18 protein-coding genes are annotated in these 14,849 nt (G+C 73.0%); 16 read left to right on the plus strand and 2 right to left on the minus strand.

The window, feature by feature from the left end:
- The 4 genes from ACIBTU_RS38015 to ACIBTU_RS38030 form a co-directional block, all read left to right on the plus strand.
- Positions 1-199, plus strand: a 199-nt coding sequence (locus ACIBTU_RS38015) for an alpha-glucosidase C-terminal domain-containing protein (RefSeq protein WP_399131332.1), incomplete at its 5' end; no start/stop codon positions are given.
- A 13-nt stretch (positions 200-212) separates the two neighbouring features.
- Positions 213-1,568, plus strand: a complete 1,356-nt coding sequence (locus ACIBTU_RS38020) for a maltokinase (RefSeq protein WP_399131334.1) — start codon at positions 213-215, stop codon at positions 1,566-1,568.
- 14 nt (positions 1,569-1,582) lie between these two features.
- Complete coding sequence (gene glgB / locus ACIBTU_RS38025) at positions 1,583-3,787, plus strand: 1,4-alpha-glucan branching enzyme (protein WP_399131402.1); 2,205 nt, start codon at positions 1,583-1,585, stop codon at positions 3,785-3,787.
- A 62-nt stretch (positions 3,788-3,849) separates the two neighbouring features.
- Entirely contained in the window at positions 3,850-4,128 is a 279-nt protein-coding gene (locus ACIBTU_RS38030) for a hypothetical protein (RefSeq protein WP_399131335.1), read from the plus strand.
- 119 nt (positions 4,129-4,247) lie between these two features.
- On the opposite strand, the gene ACIBTU_RS38035 is transcribed toward ACIBTU_RS38030, so the two are convergent.
- Positions 4,248-4,595 (minus strand): DUF6479 family protein, encoded by a 348-nt coding sequence (locus ACIBTU_RS38035; RefSeq protein WP_399131336.1) that lies wholly within the window; start codon positions 4,593-4,595, stop codon positions 4,248-4,250.
- Between the two features lie 73 nt (positions 4,596-4,668).
- The gene (locus ACIBTU_RS38040) at positions 4,669-5,001 is read right to left on the minus strand and encodes a helix-turn-helix transcriptional regulator (RefSeq protein WP_399131337.1); all 333 of its coding nucleotides are present in this window, start codon (positions 4,999-5,001) and stop codon (positions 4,669-4,671) included.
- Between the two features lie 137 nt (positions 5,002-5,138).
- Between ACIBTU_RS38040 and ACIBTU_RS38045 the strand changes: the two genes are divergently transcribed.
- The 12 genes from ACIBTU_RS38045 to ACIBTU_RS38100 all read left to right on the plus strand — a co-directional run bounded on the left by ACIBTU_RS38045 (position 5,139) and on the right by ACIBTU_RS38100 (position 14,796).
- The gene (locus ACIBTU_RS38045) at positions 5,139-5,795 is read left to right on the plus strand and encodes an ANTAR domain-containing protein (protein ID WP_399131338.1); all 657 of its coding nucleotides are present in this window, start codon (positions 5,139-5,141) and stop codon (positions 5,793-5,795) included.
- Between the two features lie 30 nt (positions 5,796-5,825).
- On the plus strand, positions 5,826-7,334 hold the full coding sequence (locus ACIBTU_RS38050; protein ID WP_399131339.1) for an aminotransferase class I/II-fold pyridoxal phosphate-dependent enzyme: 1,509 nt from the start codon (positions 5,826-5,828) through the stop codon (positions 7,332-7,334).
- Between the two features lie 148 nt (positions 7,335-7,482).
- The gene (locus ACIBTU_RS38055) at positions 7,483-7,923 is read left to right on the plus strand and encodes a CBS domain-containing protein (RefSeq protein ID WP_399131340.1); all 441 of its coding nucleotides are present in this window, start codon (positions 7,483-7,485) and stop codon (positions 7,921-7,923) included.
- Positions 7,924-7,954: 31 nt separating this feature from the next.
- Positions 7,955-10,054, plus strand: a complete 2,100-nt coding sequence (locus ACIBTU_RS38060) for a catalase (RefSeq protein WP_399131342.1) — start codon at positions 7,955-7,957, stop codon at positions 10,052-10,054.
- 74 nt (positions 10,055-10,128) lie between these two features.
- A complete protein-coding gene (locus ACIBTU_RS38065) occupies positions 10,129-10,578 on the plus strand; it encodes an SsgA family sporulation/cell division regulator (RefSeq protein WP_399131343.1) in 450 nt (149 codons plus the stop codon).
- Between the two features lie 64 nt (positions 10,579-10,642).
- Positions 10,643-11,014 carry a VOC family protein gene (locus ACIBTU_RS38070; protein ID WP_399131344.1) on the plus strand — a complete coding sequence of 124 codons (372 nt, stop codon included), beginning with the start codon at positions 10,643-10,645 and terminating at the stop codon, positions 11,012-11,014.
- A gap of 7 nt (positions 11,015-11,021) precedes the next feature.
- A complete protein-coding gene (locus tag ACIBTU_RS38075) occupies positions 11,022-11,204 on the plus strand; it encodes a hypothetical protein (RefSeq protein WP_399131345.1) in 183 nt (60 codons plus the stop codon).
- Positions 11,201-11,680: a monovalent cation/H+ antiporter complex subunit F gene (locus tag ACIBTU_RS38080; RefSeq protein WP_399131346.1), complete on the plus strand. Its 480-nt coding sequence runs from the start codon at positions 11,201-11,203 to the stop codon at positions 11,678-11,680. Before ACIBTU_RS38075 ends, ACIBTU_RS38080 begins: the two co-directional genes overlap by 4 nt.
- Positions 11,677-11,955 (plus strand): DUF4040 domain-containing protein, encoded by a 279-nt coding sequence (locus ACIBTU_RS38085; protein WP_399131347.1) that lies wholly within the window; start codon positions 11,677-11,679, stop codon positions 11,953-11,955. The genes ACIBTU_RS38080 and ACIBTU_RS38085 overlap by 4 nt, the downstream gene beginning before the upstream one ends.
- Positions 11,952-12,707 (plus strand): MnhB domain-containing protein, encoded by a 756-nt coding sequence (locus tag ACIBTU_RS38090; RefSeq protein ID WP_399131348.1) that lies wholly within the window; start codon positions 11,952-11,954, stop codon positions 12,705-12,707. Before ACIBTU_RS38085 ends, ACIBTU_RS38090 begins: the two co-directional genes overlap by 4 nt.
- Positions 12,704-13,054, plus strand: coding sequence for a sodium:proton antiporter (locus tag ACIBTU_RS38095; protein WP_399131349.1), 351 nt, complete (start codon positions 12,704-12,706; stop codon positions 13,052-13,054). The genes ACIBTU_RS38090 and ACIBTU_RS38095 overlap by 4 nt, the downstream gene beginning before the upstream one ends.
- Positions 13,051-14,796, plus strand: coding sequence for a complex I subunit 5 family protein (locus tag ACIBTU_RS38100; protein WP_399131350.1), 1,746 nt, complete (start codon positions 13,051-13,053; stop codon positions 14,794-14,796). Before ACIBTU_RS38095 ends, ACIBTU_RS38100 begins: the two co-directional genes overlap by 4 nt.
- Positions 14,797-14,849: the final 53 nt, after the last annotated feature.

Genomic DNA, 14,849 nt, shown 5'->3' on the forward strand with positions numbered 1-14,849 from the left:
CCGCTTCGCCCAACCCACCGAGCTCGACCTCAGCCCCTACACCGGCCGCCACCCGGTCGAGCTGATCGGCGGCGTCCGCTTCCCCGCCGTCGGCGAACTCCCCTACCTGCTGACCCTGGCCGGACACGGCTTCTACTGGTTCCGCCTGTGCGAGAGCGTGCCTCCGCGCCTTCCGGCGGAACCCGGGATCCGCCTGTGAAAGGACATCGCTCATGCTGATCACCGCACCGCACACCAAACCCGGCCCGCCGCCGCACCTCGCGTCCGTGGCCGGGCTGCTGGAGGGGTGGCTGCCCGAGCAGCGCTGGTTCGCGGGCAAGGGGCTGCCGCTCACCGACCTGTCGGTGGTGTCACTGACCGAGCTGTACCCGGGCTGCCTGCACCTCCTGGTGCGGGCCACGCACGCGGGCGACCACAGCGGCTGCTACCAGATCCTGCTCGGGGTGTCCGAGGGCCTGCCGGGCCGCCTCCGGCACGCCGTCATCGGCCGCCCCGCCGTCGGCCCGCTCCGTGGGCTCACCGTGTACGACGCCCTGCACGACCCCCGGGCCACGGGGACGCTGCTCGAGCGGCTGCGGGTGCCGGGCGCGGCGGGCCCGCTGCGCTTCGAGCGCGACGGACGGACCGAGGTACCGGCGGGGCTGCGCCCCCGCCTCCTGGACGGGGAGCAGTCCAACACCTCGCTGGTGTACGGCGACGCGTTCATCCTCAAGCTGTTCCGCCGCGTCCAGTACGGCGTCCACCCCGACCTGGAGGTCCCCTCCGCGCTGTCCCGGGACGGCTGCGCCCGGGTCCCGGCCCCCGTCGCCTGGTTCTGGACCACCGAGCCGCGCCGCGCGACGCTCGGCGTGCTCCAGCCGTTCCTGCGCGGGGCGACCGACGGATGGAGCCTGGCGCTCGACTCCCCCACCGGCGAGGACCTGGCCGAGACCGCGTACGAACTGGGGCGGGCCACCGCCGAAGTACATCTGGCGCTGGCGCGCGCCTTCCCCGCCGACGAGCCGGGCCGTGACCACGACCGTGACCGTGACGGCGCCGACGGGCTCGCGGCCGCGATGTCCGCCCGGCTGGACGCGACGGCGCGCCAGGTCCCGGAGCTGGCGCGGCACGTGCCCCGGCTGCGGGCCGTCTACCAGGCCGCCGCCGGGCACCACTCGCACCCGGCGGACCAGCGGATCCACGGTGATCTGCATCTCGGGCAGGTCCTGCTCGACGGGCGCCGGTGGCGGGTCATCGACTTCGAGGGCGAGCCGTCCCGCCCGCTCGCGGAGCGCCGGCGCGTGCAGTCCCCCGCGCGGGACGTCGCGGGGATGCTCCGCTCCTTCGACTACGCCGCGCACGCGCGGGGGCCGGGCCACACGGAGTGGGCCCGGCGCTGCCGCGACGCCTACCTGGCGGGGTACGCCCGGGAGGCGCCGTGGGACCCGCGCGAGCACACCGCGCTCGTCCGGGCCCACGAGACGGACCGCGCCGTGTACGAGGTGCTGTACGAGGCCAGGCACCGTCCGGACTGGCTGCCCGTTCCGATGGCCGCGATAGCGCGCCTCGCGGAGGAGTCCCGATCGTGACGCCCACCGAGCAGATGCCGAAACCGACAACGCCGCCGCCGCTCGACGCCGACACCCGCAAGCGCCTGCTGGCGGGAAGCCATCACGACCCGCACGCGGTGCTCGGCGCGCACCCGGCCCCGGGCGGCGGCGTGGTCGTCCGCGTCCTGCGCCCCTACGCACAGGCGGTGGCCCTCCTCGTGGAGGGGCGGGTCGTGGACCTGGCGGACGAGGGGGACGGGCTGTTCTCCGTCCTGCTGCCGCTCACCGCGGTTCCCGCGTACCGGCTGCGGATCACGTACGACGGGCGGGACACGGAGACCGAGGACCCCTACCGGTTCCTGCCGGCGCTCGGCGAGCTCGACCTGCATCTGATCGCCGAGGGCCGGCACGAGGAGCTGTGGACGGTGCTCGGCGCACACCCGATGACACATCAGGGCGTGGCCGGCACCCGCTTCACCGTGTGGGCACCGAACGCGCAAGGTGTGCGCGTGTGCGGGGAGTTCTGCCGCTGGGACGGCGCCGCCCACCCGATGCGTTCGCTCGGCTCGTCCGGGGTATGGGAGCTGTTCGTGCCCGAACTGGGCGAGGGCGCGCTCTACAAGTTCGACATCACCCGGCCCGACGGCACGCACACCGTGCGCGCGGACCCGATGGCCCGCCGGACCGAGGTGCCGCCCGCGACGGCCTCCGTGGTCACGCGCTCGGCGTACGTCTGGACGGACGCCGCGTGGCTGGCCCACCGCGCGGAGCAGCCCGCGCACCGGTCGCCGATGTCGGTGTACGAGGTCCATCTGCCGTCCTGGAGGCCCGGTCTGGGCTACCGCGAGCTGGCCGGGGAACTCACCGCTTACGTGAGCGACATGGGGTTCACGCACGTGGAGTTCATGCCGGTCGCCGAGCATCCCTTCGGCGGGTCCTGGGGCTACCAGGTCACCGGCTTCTACGCGCCGACGGCCCGCCTCGGCACCCCGGACGACCTGCGGTACCTGATCGACACGCTGCACCGGGCGGGCATCGGCGTGATCATGGACTGGGTGCCGGCCCACTTCCCGAAGGACGACTGGGCGCTGGCCGAGTTCGACGGCCGTCCGCTGTACGAGCCCGGGGACCCGCGGCGCGCCGAGCACCCCGACTGGGGCACCCTCACCTTCGACTACGGCCGCACGGAAGTACGTAACTTTCTCGTGGCGAACGCGAGTTACTGGTTCGAGGAGTTCCACGTCGACGGCCTGCGCGTGGACGCGGTCGCCTCGATGCTCTACCTCGACTACTCGCGTGAGGAGGGCGGCTGGACTCCGAACGAGCACGGCGGCCGCGAGAACCTCGACGCGGTCGCGTTCCTCCAGGAGATGAACGCGACCGTCTACCGGCGCTACCCGGGCATCGTGACGCTCGCCGAGGAGTCGACCGCGTGGGAGGGCGTCACACGGGCCACGCACCACACCGGCTCGGGCGGCTTCGGCGGGCTCGGTTTCGGGCTGAAGTGGAACATGGGCTGGATGCACGACTCGCTGGAGTACATCCGGCACGAGCCGGTGCACCGCCAGTACCACCACGGCGAGTTGACCTTCTCCATGATCTACGCGTACAGCGAGAACTATCTGCTGCCGATCTCGCACGACGAGGTCGTCCACGGCAAGCGTTCCCTCGTCTCGAAGATGCCCGGCGACTGGTGGCAGCAGCGCGCGAACCACCGTGCCTACCTGGCCTACATGTGGGCCCACCCCGGCAAGCAACTCCTCTTCATGGGCCAGGAGTTCGCGCAGGGCGCCGAGTGGTCGGAGGCGCACGGCCCGGACTGGTGGCTGCTCGACCCGGCGTACGGCGCGGAGCCGGACCACCGGGGCGTACGCGACCTCGTACGGGATCTCAACCTGGGCTATCGCGCGGCGCCCGCGCTGTGGGAGCAGGACACCGTCCCCGCCGGGTTCCAGTGGGTCGAGGCGGACGCGGCGCAGGACAACGTGCTGGCCTTCCTGCGTTTCGGGACCGACGGCAGGCCGCTGCTCGCGGTGAGCAACTTCTCCCCCGTGGTCCGGCACGGGTACCCGGTCGGGGTGCCCGATGCGGCGGGTTCGTGGCGGGAGGTGCTCAACACGGACGCGGCCCGGTACGGCGGCGGTGACGTCGGCAATCCCGGACCGCTGAGCGCGCTTCCCGAGCCGGTCGGGGTGTTCCCGGCCCGGCTGTGCCTGACCCTGCCACCGCTGGCCACGCTGTGGCTGCGCCCGGAGTGATGGCCCGCGCGACGGCGGGTACCCGGACGCCCTCACACAGGCCACCGACCCGAGGAGGAGCCGTGCACCAACGACGATCCGGAACGCCGGACCCCGAGAAGTCCGGGCATCCCGACGATGCCCGCGAGCCCACACCGAGGGACCTGCCGGACCAGCAGGCGGGCTCGGGCGGGCCCGAGGAGGACCCCTGGGAGCCCGACGACGCGACCGGCGAGGAAGAGCAGGCCCGGCCCGATCCCACGCTTCCCGACACGGACGAGGCGGGGACGGGACGCCGGGGCGCACCGCACGCGGCGAGCCCCAACCCGGAGCATCCCGTGCCGGACGAGCCGGCCGGCTGATCGGCGGGCCTGGACGCGGAAGCGGAGGCACGAGAGAGAGGCGGCCTCCTGACGTGGAGGCCGCCTCTTGATCCTCTGTGGGGTGATCCTTTCTGGGGGTTTCCCTGGGGGTTGCCGCCTCAGATCCTGCCGAGGCCGCCACTGCCGAAGGAGCCGCTGGCACCCGGAGTCCACTTCTTGGGGTGCTGGTCCTTGCTCCGCTTCGTGCGGGCCGGATGCAGCTGGTACGGCATGAGGCGCTCGCTCTCGTCGTGGGCCAGCGGCATCTCGTCCGGCTCACGCACCTCCCGCTCCTCGTGCACCGGCCATTCCTTGGGCAGCTTCGGCTGCTCGTCGGGCCGAGGCCGCCTCGACTCCCGCTCGACCACTCTCTTCCCGAACTTGAACGCCACGATCAGGAACCCGGCGATGAACAGGCCTCCGACGAAGGCCCCGACAGCGTTGAGCACGGTGTTCGCTGCAGCCAATTCGAAGAATGTCTCGTTCATACCCTTTTAGTACCCCCAAACGGGGTGTTACCACCCCCGAACGGGGCGATTCTCACCGCTGAGGGGCCCTGTCCTCCACATGCTCCGCGTCGTGCCGCGCCAGCACGCCGAGGAGATCCGACACGCTCAGCCCCGCCTCGGCCGGATGACGCAGGATCGTGCCGTCCGAGACGCGGTAGGTGTTCGAGCGGCCACGCCGTGTGTGCGTCAGATAGCCGTCCCTCTCCAGGTCCGAGACGATCTTCTGGACGGCGCGCTCCGTGAGCCGGCAGTACGCGGCGATGTCCCGGATGCGAATCGTCGGCTCGGCCGCGATCGCGGACAGCACGCGAGCGTGGTTGGTGAGGAAGGTCCAACCGGTGTGCGGTTCGGGCGCTGCAGTCATGTTCGCCAGATTAGGCCGTTTGATTCCGGAATTCAAAAGGACGAATTGCAATTCCGGTATCGCTTGACGTGCATACGGCTTCGGGGCGACCCTGGAGGCACGGCCGAAGACCGACCGAACTCTCTGGAGTGACCGGCATGTCAGCACCCGCATCCCTGTTGGGCGTCGAGACGAGGCATCGGGGCGACCGCACGCTCGTGGCGCTGTCCGGCCCCCTCGGCGCCGGCACCGAGCAGGCCCTCCTCGACAACCTGACGCAGTTCCTGAACAGCTCGGGAACAGGCCTGGACCTGGACCTGAGCCAGGTGGACCACTGCGACTGCGCGGGGCTCAACGTCCTGCTCAGCACCCGCCGCCGCGCACTGGACGACGGGAAGAGCGTCGTCCTGCACGCCTCCAGCCCCGCGGTGCGCGGCGTCCTCGTGGACACCGACACACTGCCCCTGTTCACGGGCGTCGGCGGCGCCGCCCGCCTCACCCCCTCCGCGGTGGGCGCGGACGACGAGGACGTACGGGCCGAGATCGGCCAGCTCCGGCAGGCCATGCAGACCCGGCCCGTCATCGACCTGGCCCGCGGGACGCTGATGGCCTCCTTCCGCCTCACGCCCGAGGACGCCTGGACGGTCCTCGTCTCCGTCTCCCAGCACACGAACACGAAGCTGCGGCAGGTCGCCCACGACCTCGTGCACGCGGTCACGGGCGAGGGCCTGACCGACGACATGCGCCGACAGCTCGCCGTGGCCGTCACCGAGGTCCGCCGGACACCCGCCGCGTCCGGATCGACGGCGGATTGACCGTCCCGCGAACCGGGAACCCGGCAGCCCATGCCCCATGACATCGACCAATCCCAGGCCCCCGTGCTCGAAGCGCTGGCCGAGCACCGCAGGCTGCACCGGCTCGGCTTCACGCCACCCGGCCACAAACAGGCCCGGGGCGCGGACCCGGCGGTGCGGGCGGTGCTCGGCGACTCCGTGTTCCAGGGTGACGTCCTCGCCTCCGGCGGCCTCGACGACCGGCGCACCCGCGGACGCGTGCTGGAGCGCGCCGAGGAGCTGATGGCCGACGCCGTGCACGCCGAGCACACGTTCTTCTCCACCTGTGGCAGCTCACTGTCGGTGAAGGCGGCGATGCTCGCCGTCGCGGGCCCGCACGAGGAACTCCTGATCGGACGCGACGCCCACAAGTCGGTGGTGTCGGGGCTGATCCTCTCCGGGATCCGGCCGGTGTGGGTCGAGCCGCGCTGGGACGCGGAGCGGCATCTCGCCCACCCACCGGGCGCCGAGGACTTCGAGCGCGCCTTCCGCGCCCACCCCGACGCGAAGGGCGCCCTGGTCACCAGCCCGACACCGTACGGGAGCTGCGCCGATCTGCGCGGCATCGCGGAGGTCTGCCACCGCCGCTCCCGGCCGCTGATCGTGGACGAGGCCTGGGGCGCGCACCTGCCGTTCCACTCCCGGCTGCCGTCCTGGGCGATGGACGCGGGCGCCGACATCTGCGTCACGAGCATCCACAAGATGGGCAGCGGTCTGGAACAGGGCTCGGTCTTCCACCTGCGGGGCGAGCTGATCGATCCCGCCGTGCTGAGCTCCCGGGCCGACCTGCTCGGCACCACCAGTCCGTCCGTGCCGATCTACGCGGGTCTGGACGGATGGCGACGGCAGATGGCCCTGCACGGCGCGGAACTGATGGGGCACGCGCTCGACCTGGCCGGCGACGTACGGACCGCGATCGAGAAGATCGAGGGGCTGCACGTGAACGACCGGGAGGACTTCTGCGGCCCGGGTCTCGCCGACGACTTCGACCCGCTGCCCGTCGTCATCGACGTCACGGGCCTGGGCACCACGGGCTACGCGGTGGCCGACCGGCTGCGCGCGCACCACTCGATCGACGCCCACCTGGCGGACCACCGCCGGATCAGCACCCAGGTCACCCACGGCGACGACCGCGACACGGCCGACGCGCTCCTGGAGGCACTGGAGGCCGTGGCCCGGTCCGGCGCGGAGCTGCGTTCCGCACCGCGGGTCGACGTGCCCGCACCGGCGGAGCTCCGCCTGGAGCAGGTCCGGTTGCCGCGCGACGCCTACTTCGGACCGTTCGAGGACGTGCCGCTCGGGCGCGCGGCGGGGCGCGTCGCGGCCGAGATGCTGACGCCGTACCCGCCCGGCATCCCGGCGGTGCTCCCCGGGGAGCGGCTCGACGCGCCCGTCCTGCGGTACCTGCGGACCGGGATCGAAGCGGGCATGCACGTGCCGGACGCGGCGGACCCCGACCTCGGCACCGTGCGCGTAACCCGGATGAAGGACGAGAACTCGCTGGTATCCGGCGGCAGTTGACGCAACCCAAGCCGGACTCAGCCGATGTGCGGCGCGCAGGTGTGTGATCGACGGCCGTGGGTACCCGGCGCCGCGTCCGAAACTTCGTACCTCCGACGCCCGCCCACCCCCTCGGCCGCCGGTCCGGCGGAAGATTGCGAGGCCTGCCATGACGCACCTGATCAGCGACGTGATGACGGAGGGCGTGATCGCGGTGCGGCCCGACACGCCCCTTACCCAGGCGGCTCAGTTGATGCGCGACGAGGACATCGGCACGGTCATGGTGACCGACGGCGGACGCCTCGTCGGACTGATCACCGACCGGGACATCGCCCTGCGCGCGGTGGCCGACGGCGCGGACCCGCGCATCGTCGAGGTCGCCGAACTGTGCACGACGGAACCCGTGTGCGTGAGCCCCGAGGAAGAGACGGACCGTGCGGTCGCCCTGATGCGGCAGCACGCGGTCCGGCGGCTGCCCGTGACGAGCGGAGGCCGGCCCGTCGGCATGGTCAGCCTCGGCGACCTGGCCGAGACGCACGACCCCGAGTCGGCGCTCGGCGAGATCAGCAAGGCCTCCCCCACCCCCGACCAGGGCTCCACCCCGCACTGAGCGTCGCCGTCCCGACCGTGAGGAGCGACCGATGACCGACCCCAAGCAGGAGCAGCGCGACGCGGCACGCGCCGAGGACCCCGCCGCCGGGCCGCTCACCACCGACCAGGGTGTGGCGGTCGACCACACCGACGACGCGCTGTCCACGGGTGACCGCGGACCGACGCTGATGGAGGACTTCCACTTCCGCGAGAAACTCACCCGGTTCGACCACGAACGGATCCCCGAGCGCGTGGTGCACGCGCGCGGGGCCGGCGCGTACGGCTGGTTCGAACCGTACGCGTCGTGCGCGGAGTTCACCCGCGCCGCGTTCCTCCAGGACCCGGCCGTGCGCACCCCGGTGTTCGTCCGCTTCTCGACCGTGCAGGGCCCGCGCGGCTCCGCCGACACGGTGCGCGACGTGCGCGGGTTCGCGACCAAGTTCTATACGTCCGAGGGCAATTACGACCTGGTGGGGAACAACTTCCCCGTCTTCTTCATCCAGGACGGCATCAAGTTCCCCGACTTCGTGCACGCGGTGAAGCCCGAGCCGGACACCGACATCCCGACCGGGGCCTCGGCGCACGACACCCTCTGGGACTTCGTGTCGCTGCAGCCCGAGACGCTGCACGCGATCATGTGGCTGATGTCGGACCGCGCGATCCCGCGCAGCTACCGGATGATGCAGGGCTTCGGAGTGCACACGTTCCGGTTCGTGGACGCGGACGGGCACGGCACGTTCGTGAAGTTCCACTGGACGCCGAAGCTGGGCGCGCACTCCCTGGTGTGGGACGAGGCGCAGGAGTGCCAGGGGCGCGATCCGGACTTCAACCGGCGTGACCTGTGGGACAGCATCGCGGCCGGCGCGTACCCGGAGTGGGAGCTGGGTGTCCAACTGATCCCGGAGGAGGACGAGTTCGCGTTCGACTTCGATCTCCTGGACGCGACGAAGGTCGTGCCGGAGGAGCAGGTGCCGGTCCGGCCGATCGGCCGGATGGTCCTCGACCGCAACCCGGACAACTTCTTCGCGGAGACGGAGCAGGTCGCCTTCCACACCGCCAACGTGGTGCCCGGCATCGACTTCACGAACGACCCGCTGCTCCAGGCCCGCAACTTCTCCTACCTGGACACGCAGCTGATCCGGCTCGGCGGGCCCAACTTCGCGCAGATCCCGGTGAACCGGCCGGTGGCGCCGGTGCGCACGAACCAGCGCGACGGCTACCACCAGGACGCGCTGCACACCGGCACGAACTACGCGCCGAACTCGCTGGGCGGTGGCTGCCCGGCGATCGCGGGCGCCGGCGGTTCCGCGTACACCCACTACGCGGAACGGGTAGACGGTGCGAAGATCCGGCTCCGCAGCCCCAGCTTCCAGGACCACTACAGCCAGCCCGCGCTGTTCTGGAACAGCATGGCGGACTGGGAGAAGGAACACATCGTCCAGGCGTTCCGCTTCGAGCTCGGCAAGGTGGGAGCGCGGCCGGTCCGTATGCGTACCGTGGAGGAACTCTCACACGTGGACCGGGAGTTGGCGTGCGAGGTGGCCCGGGGCATCGGCGTGCCGGAACCGCAGGGCGGCGCCGAGCCCGACCGGTACAAGGCCTCGTCGCCCGCGCTGAGCCTGGAGGCGCTGCGCGGTGACGGCTCCGTCCGGACCCGGCGCATCGCGGTGCTCGTGACCGACGGCGTGGACGCCACCCAGGTGGAGTCCGTGCGCGAGGTGCTCACCGCGGCGGGTGCGGTCGTGGAGGCGATCGCGCCGGCGGACGGCACGGTCGAGGCGTCGGACGGGGAGCTGTTCCCGGTCGACCGGGCGCTGCCCACCGTCGCGTCCGTGCTCTACGACGCCGTCCTCGTGCCCGGCGGCCCGGTCGGCACGCCGGAACTGGCGGACGATCCGGACGCGGTGCGCTTCGTGCGGGACGCCTACCGGCACGGCAAGCCCGTGGGCGCGCTCGGCTCCGGTGTCGGCGTGCTGGGGCGGGTCGTACCCGACGAGGTGCACCGCACCAGCGGGTCCGGGCAGGTGGTCGCCGACCGCGGGGTCGTGACGGACGCGACGCCCGGCGTGGCCCAGCCGGAGTTCCTGCGCGCGTTCGTCGGCGCGGTGGCCGCCCACCGGCACCCGGCGCGGCCGGAGGTCCGGCCATGACCGGCGCGCAAAGGTCCCCCGGCTTCCTCGGCGCCGCCTCCCCGAGTCCCCTCCGACCGAAGGCGTGATCCGCCGTGTCCGAACCCCTCACCCACGTGTCGGTGCACCCGCACCGGACCGCCACGCTCCTCCACGACGCGGTGCTGCTCAGGGACGGGCTGCACCCGCTGCCCCTGGGCCTCGAACTGCACTACACCTCGCTGGACCCCTTCGCTGTCCGCGTCACGCTGGAGGTGGAGGGGGCGCAGGTCCGCTGGATCCTGTCGCGGGAGACGCTGCTGCTCGCCCGCGACCGGCGTGCCGGGGTCGGCGAGGTGGCCGCCTGGCCCGTGCCCGGCGACGCCGGCGCGCCGGCCGCGCTGCGCATCCGGCTCGGCCCGGTCGACGGCTGCGCCGTGGTGGAGACCGAGCGCGACGTGGTGTCCGAGTGGCTGGACGTCACCGCGCGGCTGGTTCCGCCGGGCGAGGAGTCGTCGCACATCGACTGGGACGGCTTTCTCACCGGCCTCTCCGGCGACGCCTGACGCGCCTCCCGCGCCCGCCCGCCGCCGGATGGAAGAGTTCACCCACCCGTACAAGGAGCGCGACATGCCTGTTGCCCGGTACTGCCTGGTCGCCGTGGACTGTCCCGACCCCGCCGCACTCGCCGGCTTCTACGCCGCGCTGCTCGGCGGCGAGGTGCGGCAGGACGGCGAGGACTGGTACGACCTGTACGCCCCCGGCGACCACCGCATCGCCTTCCAGCGCGCCCCGGGCCACCGGCCGCCCGAGTGGCCGCGCGCCGACGACAACTCCCAGCAGCTCCATCTGGATCTGAAGGTCGACGACATGGCGGACGCCGAGTCGCAGGTCCTTGCTCTGGGCGGGATGCCGCTGGACCTGGACGACGAGGACGGCAAGCGCGGTTTCCGGGTGTACGCGGATCCGGCCGGGCACCCGTTCTGCCTGGTCCGCGCCTGAGGCGCCGATGTACGGACCGCTGCGCGCCGGCGCGGAGTTCCTGGCCTGGTGGGCGGTGCTCGTCGCGCTGTGGCTGGTGCTGGTGAGCACCGTCGACGTCCTGGAGCTGACCGTGGGCGTGTGCTGCGCCGCGGCGGGCGCCCTGGCCGCGACGGCGGCGCGGCGCGCGGCGCGCGAGGAGCCCCGGTGAACGCGTGGGCCGCGTGCGGCGCCGCGCTCCTGGCCTTCGGCATGCTGCCGGTGATCTGGCGCGTCGCGGTCGGCCCGCCGGCCGGCCGGCTGCTGGCCCAGAACGCGGGGAGCACGGTCGTCGCCCTGGCGTTCCTGCTGCTCGCGCAGGGCTACGGGCGGCCCTCGTACGTGGATCTGTCGCTGGTCCTGAGTCTGCTCGGGCCCGTCGGGACGCTGGTGTGCGTGCGGCTGCTCGACGACGACCTGACGGACGGGTCACCGCGCGGGAGCACGGCCGTGACGGTGGGGTGCGTCGCCGCCGCGGTGGCGGTGACCGCCGCCGTGTGCGCGGCCACGCCTCCCGGCCGCGCGCTGGTGAAGGCACTTCTGATCGGTGTGCTGGTGGCGGTCGGCAACGTCGTCGCGACGCGTGCCCTGTCGGTGGGCGTGGTGCGGGAGCCGGGCACGGAGCAGGAAGGCGGTGGGGCGCGGTGAGCGGCGACAACGTGCTGATCGCGGTGTGCCTCGTCCTGGTCGCGGTGTCCGCGACGGTGGCGGTCGCGGTGCGGGAGCCGGCCCGGCAGGCGCTGGTCCTGTCCGTGCTCGGCCTCGCGCTGGCCGCGCTCTTCACGGTGCTCCAGGCACCGGACGTGGCGCTGTCCCAACTGGCCGTGGGCTCCGCGCTCACACCGCTGCTGATCCTGCTGTCGGTGCGCAAGGTCCGCCGCCGCGGGCGCCGCCCGGACGGGGACGAGGGGGCACGGCGGTGAGCCACGCGCTGCGCCGGTGGATCCTCGCGCTCGGACTCGCGGGCCTTGCCGCGCTGTTCGCCGCCGCGTTCCTGGAACTCCCGGACTTCGGCCTGGGCGGGCATCCGTACGGCGACCGGTCGGTCGCGGAGTCCCTCCACCGCCGCACGGCGAACGTCGTGTCGGCGGTCAATTTCGACCAGCGGTCCTTCGACACCCTGGGCGAGGAGTCGATCCTGTTCGCCGCGGTGCTCGGCACGGTCGTCCTGCTGCGTCAGACCCGCGACGAGGACCGGCTGCCGCCCCGGCCCGTGCGGGTCGACCCCTGGGTGCGGCGCTACGCGCTCGCGCTGCTGCCGGTGGCGCTGGTGTCGGGCCTGTACGTCGTCGCCCACGGCCAGCTGAGCCCGGGCGGCGGCTTCCAGGGCGGCGTCATCGTGGCGACCGCCGTGCATCTGCTCTACATCGGCGTGGACTACCGGGCGCTCGAACGGGTCCGGCCCGTGGGCCCGTACGAGGTGGGGGACGCGGTCGGTGAGGCGGCCTATCTGCTGCTCGGCGTGGCCGGTCTCGTCGCCGGGGCCTCCTTCCTGGCGAACACGCTGCCCTACGGGACGTTCGACACGCTCGCCTCAGGCGGCACCGTGCCGCTGCTGAACGCCGCGGTCGGCATCGAGGTGGCCAGTGCCGTCGTCGTGCTGGTGAGCCGCTTCCTCGACCAGGCGGTGGAGATCACCGACGCCGACGGGTCCGGGGAGGAAGCCGCCCGATGATGCACGTCCTGCCCTATCTCGTGTCCGGCTGGATCTTCCTCGTCGGCTGCTACGGCCTCGCGACCAGCCGCCACCTCGTGCACGCCGTCGGCTGTCTCGCGGTGTGCCAGGCCGCCACGTACGTGCTGCTGCTCGCCGTCGGCTACCGCGAGGGCGGCACCGCGCCGGTCCACTCCGACCTGCGTCCGCACTCCCGGCCGCTCGTCGACCCCGTCGTCCAGGCGCTCGCCCTCACCGACGTCGTCGTGGGCGCCACCGTCACCGCGCTGCTCCTCGCGCTCGCCATCCAGGTCGCCAAGCACCACGGGACCGCCGACCCGGACGAGCTGTCGGAGCTGCGCGGATGAACCACCTGCTGCCGCTGGTCGTGGCGGGGCCGCTGCTCGGCGCCGCGTTCCTCGTCGCGTTCGGCCGGCTGCTGCCGCGGATCGCCACGGACGCGGTGGCCGCCGTCGTGGCGGCCGGCACGACGGCGCTGTGCGTCCTGCTCCTGACCCGGTCCTCGCCCGCCGCGACGGAGTGGGTCGGCGGCTGGGAGCCGGTCGCGGGGCGGAGTGTGGGCATCGTCCTCGTCGGCGACGAGCCCGGCACCGGGCTCGCCACGCTCGTCTGTCTGCTGACGGTGGCGGTACTCGTCTACTCCTGGCGCTACTTCGAGGAGGTCCCGCACAAGAACCCCGGGGCGTTCCCCGCGCTCGTGCTGCTCTTCCAGGCGGGCATGTGCGGATTCGCGCTGACCGGCGACCTGTTCGACGCGTTCGTCTTCTTCGAGCTGATGGGCGTCGCCGCGTACGCGCTGACCGGCTACCGGGTGGAGGAGTCCAAGGCCGTCCAGGGGGCCCTCACCTTCGGGGTCCTCAACTCCCTGGGCGCGTACGCGACGTTGATGGGCATCGGGCTGGTGTACGCGCGCACCGGCGAGCTGGGCATGCGGCAGATCGGGGCGCGCCTGGACGACCAAGGGCCGGCGGACGCGCTGGTCGTGACCGCGTTCGTGCTGGTGGCGAGCGGGCTGCTGGTGAAGGCGGCGGCCGTCCCGTTCCATTTCTGGCTGCCCGACGCGCACGCGGTGGCGCCGAGTCCGGTGTGCATGCTGCTGTCCGGGGTGATGGTCGAGCTGGGTGTGTACGGAGTGTGGCGCGTGCACACGTTCGTGTTCGCGGGGCCCGGCGGGGTGCCGTCGGCCGATGTGGGCCTGTGCCTGGTGGTGCTGGGCGCCGTGACCGCCGTACTGGGCGCGCTGCTGTGCTGGCAGCAGCACCACCTCAAGCGGCTGCTCGCGTACTCGACGATCGCGCACACCGGGCTGTTCCTCGCCGGGGTCGGGCTGCTGCGCCCCGAGTCGACCGCCGGGGTCGCGCTCTACATCGTCGGCCACGCGGGCGCCAAGGCCGCCCTGTTCGCCTGCACGGGGATCCTGCTCGACCGGTACGGCAGCGTCGACGAGCACGAGCTGTACGGCCGGGCGACCGGGCTGCGGCTGATCGGCGTGCTCTACACGGTCGCGGCCCTGGCGCTCGCGGGGCTGCCGCCGTTCGCCACGGCGCTCGGCAAGGGCACGGCGGAGGAGGTCTCGGGGCTCGCGGGCACGGTGCTGTTCACGGTGGTCTCCGCGCTCACCGGGGCGGCGGTGCTGCGCGTCGCGGCGCGTGTCTTCTGGGGTCTGGGGCCGCGCCCGCGCCGGGCGTCGGAGCAGGAGACGAAGGGCGGTGACGAGGAGCCCGAGACCCGCGGCCTGCTGTCGCGGGTGCCGCTGCCGATGGTCGCGGTGCCCGTGGCACTGCTGGCCGGGTCGCTCGCCGTGGGCGTCTGGCCGGGGCTCGGCGAGCGGGCCGGTGCCGGGTTCGGCGGCCCGCCGGAACTCGCCCCGCACTGGACGCTCGCCTCGGTGCTGACGGGCCTGGTGTCGGTGGCCTGCGCGGCCGCCTGCGCCGTACTGGCCCTGCGCCGGCAGACGCCTCAGGAGCCGTACGCGTGGACGGAGCCGCTGCGCCGGCTGCACTCGGGGCACATCGGGGACTACGTGGCGTGGTTCGCGCTCGGCGTCGCGCTCCTCGGCGCCCTGGCGTTCTCCGGCTCCCTGCTCTGAGCGGGGCCGCGCCTTTGCGTGACGTGAGGGTGGGTACCCGGCGGATCCCAGCG

Origin of the sequence: Streptomyces sp. NPDC050145 (assembly GCF_044460245.1) — a bacterium.
Lineage (GTDB): Bacteria > Actinomycetota > Actinomycetes > Streptomycetales > Streptomycetaceae > Streptomyces.

What these genes read in the sequence shown, in the direction of transcription:
- ACIBTU_RS38020 (WP_399131334.1), top strand. Translation starts at nt 213, where the DNA reads ATGCTGATCACCGCACCGCACACCAAACCCGGCCCGCCGCCGCACCTC.
- glgB (WP_399131402.1), top strand. Translation starts at nt 1,583, where the DNA reads ATGCCGAAACCGACAACGCCGCCGCCGCTCGACGCCGACACCCGCAAG.
- ACIBTU_RS38040 (WP_399131337.1), bottom strand. Translation starts at nt 5,001, where the DNA reads ATGACTGCAGCGCCCGAACCGCACACCGGTTGGACCTTCCTCACCAAC.
- ACIBTU_RS38045 (WP_399131338.1), top strand. Translation starts at nt 5,139, where the DNA reads ATGTCAGCACCCGCATCCCTGTTGGGCGTCGAGACGAGGCATCGGGGC.
- ACIBTU_RS38050 (WP_399131339.1), top strand. Translation starts at nt 5,826, where the DNA reads ATGCCCCATGACATCGACCAATCCCAGGCCCCCGTGCTCGAAGCGCTG.
- ACIBTU_RS38055 (WP_399131340.1), top strand. Translation starts at nt 7,483, where the DNA reads ATGACGCACCTGATCAGCGACGTGATGACGGAGGGCGTGATCGCGGTG.
- ACIBTU_RS38060 (WP_399131342.1), top strand. Translation starts at nt 7,955, where the DNA reads ATGACCGACCCCAAGCAGGAGCAGCGCGACGCGGCACGCGCCGAGGAC.
- ACIBTU_RS38070 (WP_399131344.1), top strand. Translation starts at nt 10,643, where the DNA reads ATGCCTGTTGCCCGGTACTGCCTGGTCGCCGTGGACTGTCCCGACCCC.
- ACIBTU_RS38075 (WP_399131345.1), top strand. Translation starts at nt 11,022, where the DNA reads ATGTACGGACCGCTGCGCGCCGGCGCGGAGTTCCTGGCCTGGTGGGCG.
- ACIBTU_RS38095 (WP_399131349.1), top strand. Translation starts at nt 12,704, where the DNA reads ATGATGCACGTCCTGCCCTATCTCGTGTCCGGCTGGATCTTCCTCGTC.
- ACIBTU_RS38100 (WP_399131350.1), top strand. Translation starts at nt 13,051, where the DNA reads ATGAACCACCTGCTGCCGCTGGTCGTGGCGGGGCCGCTGCTCGGCGCC.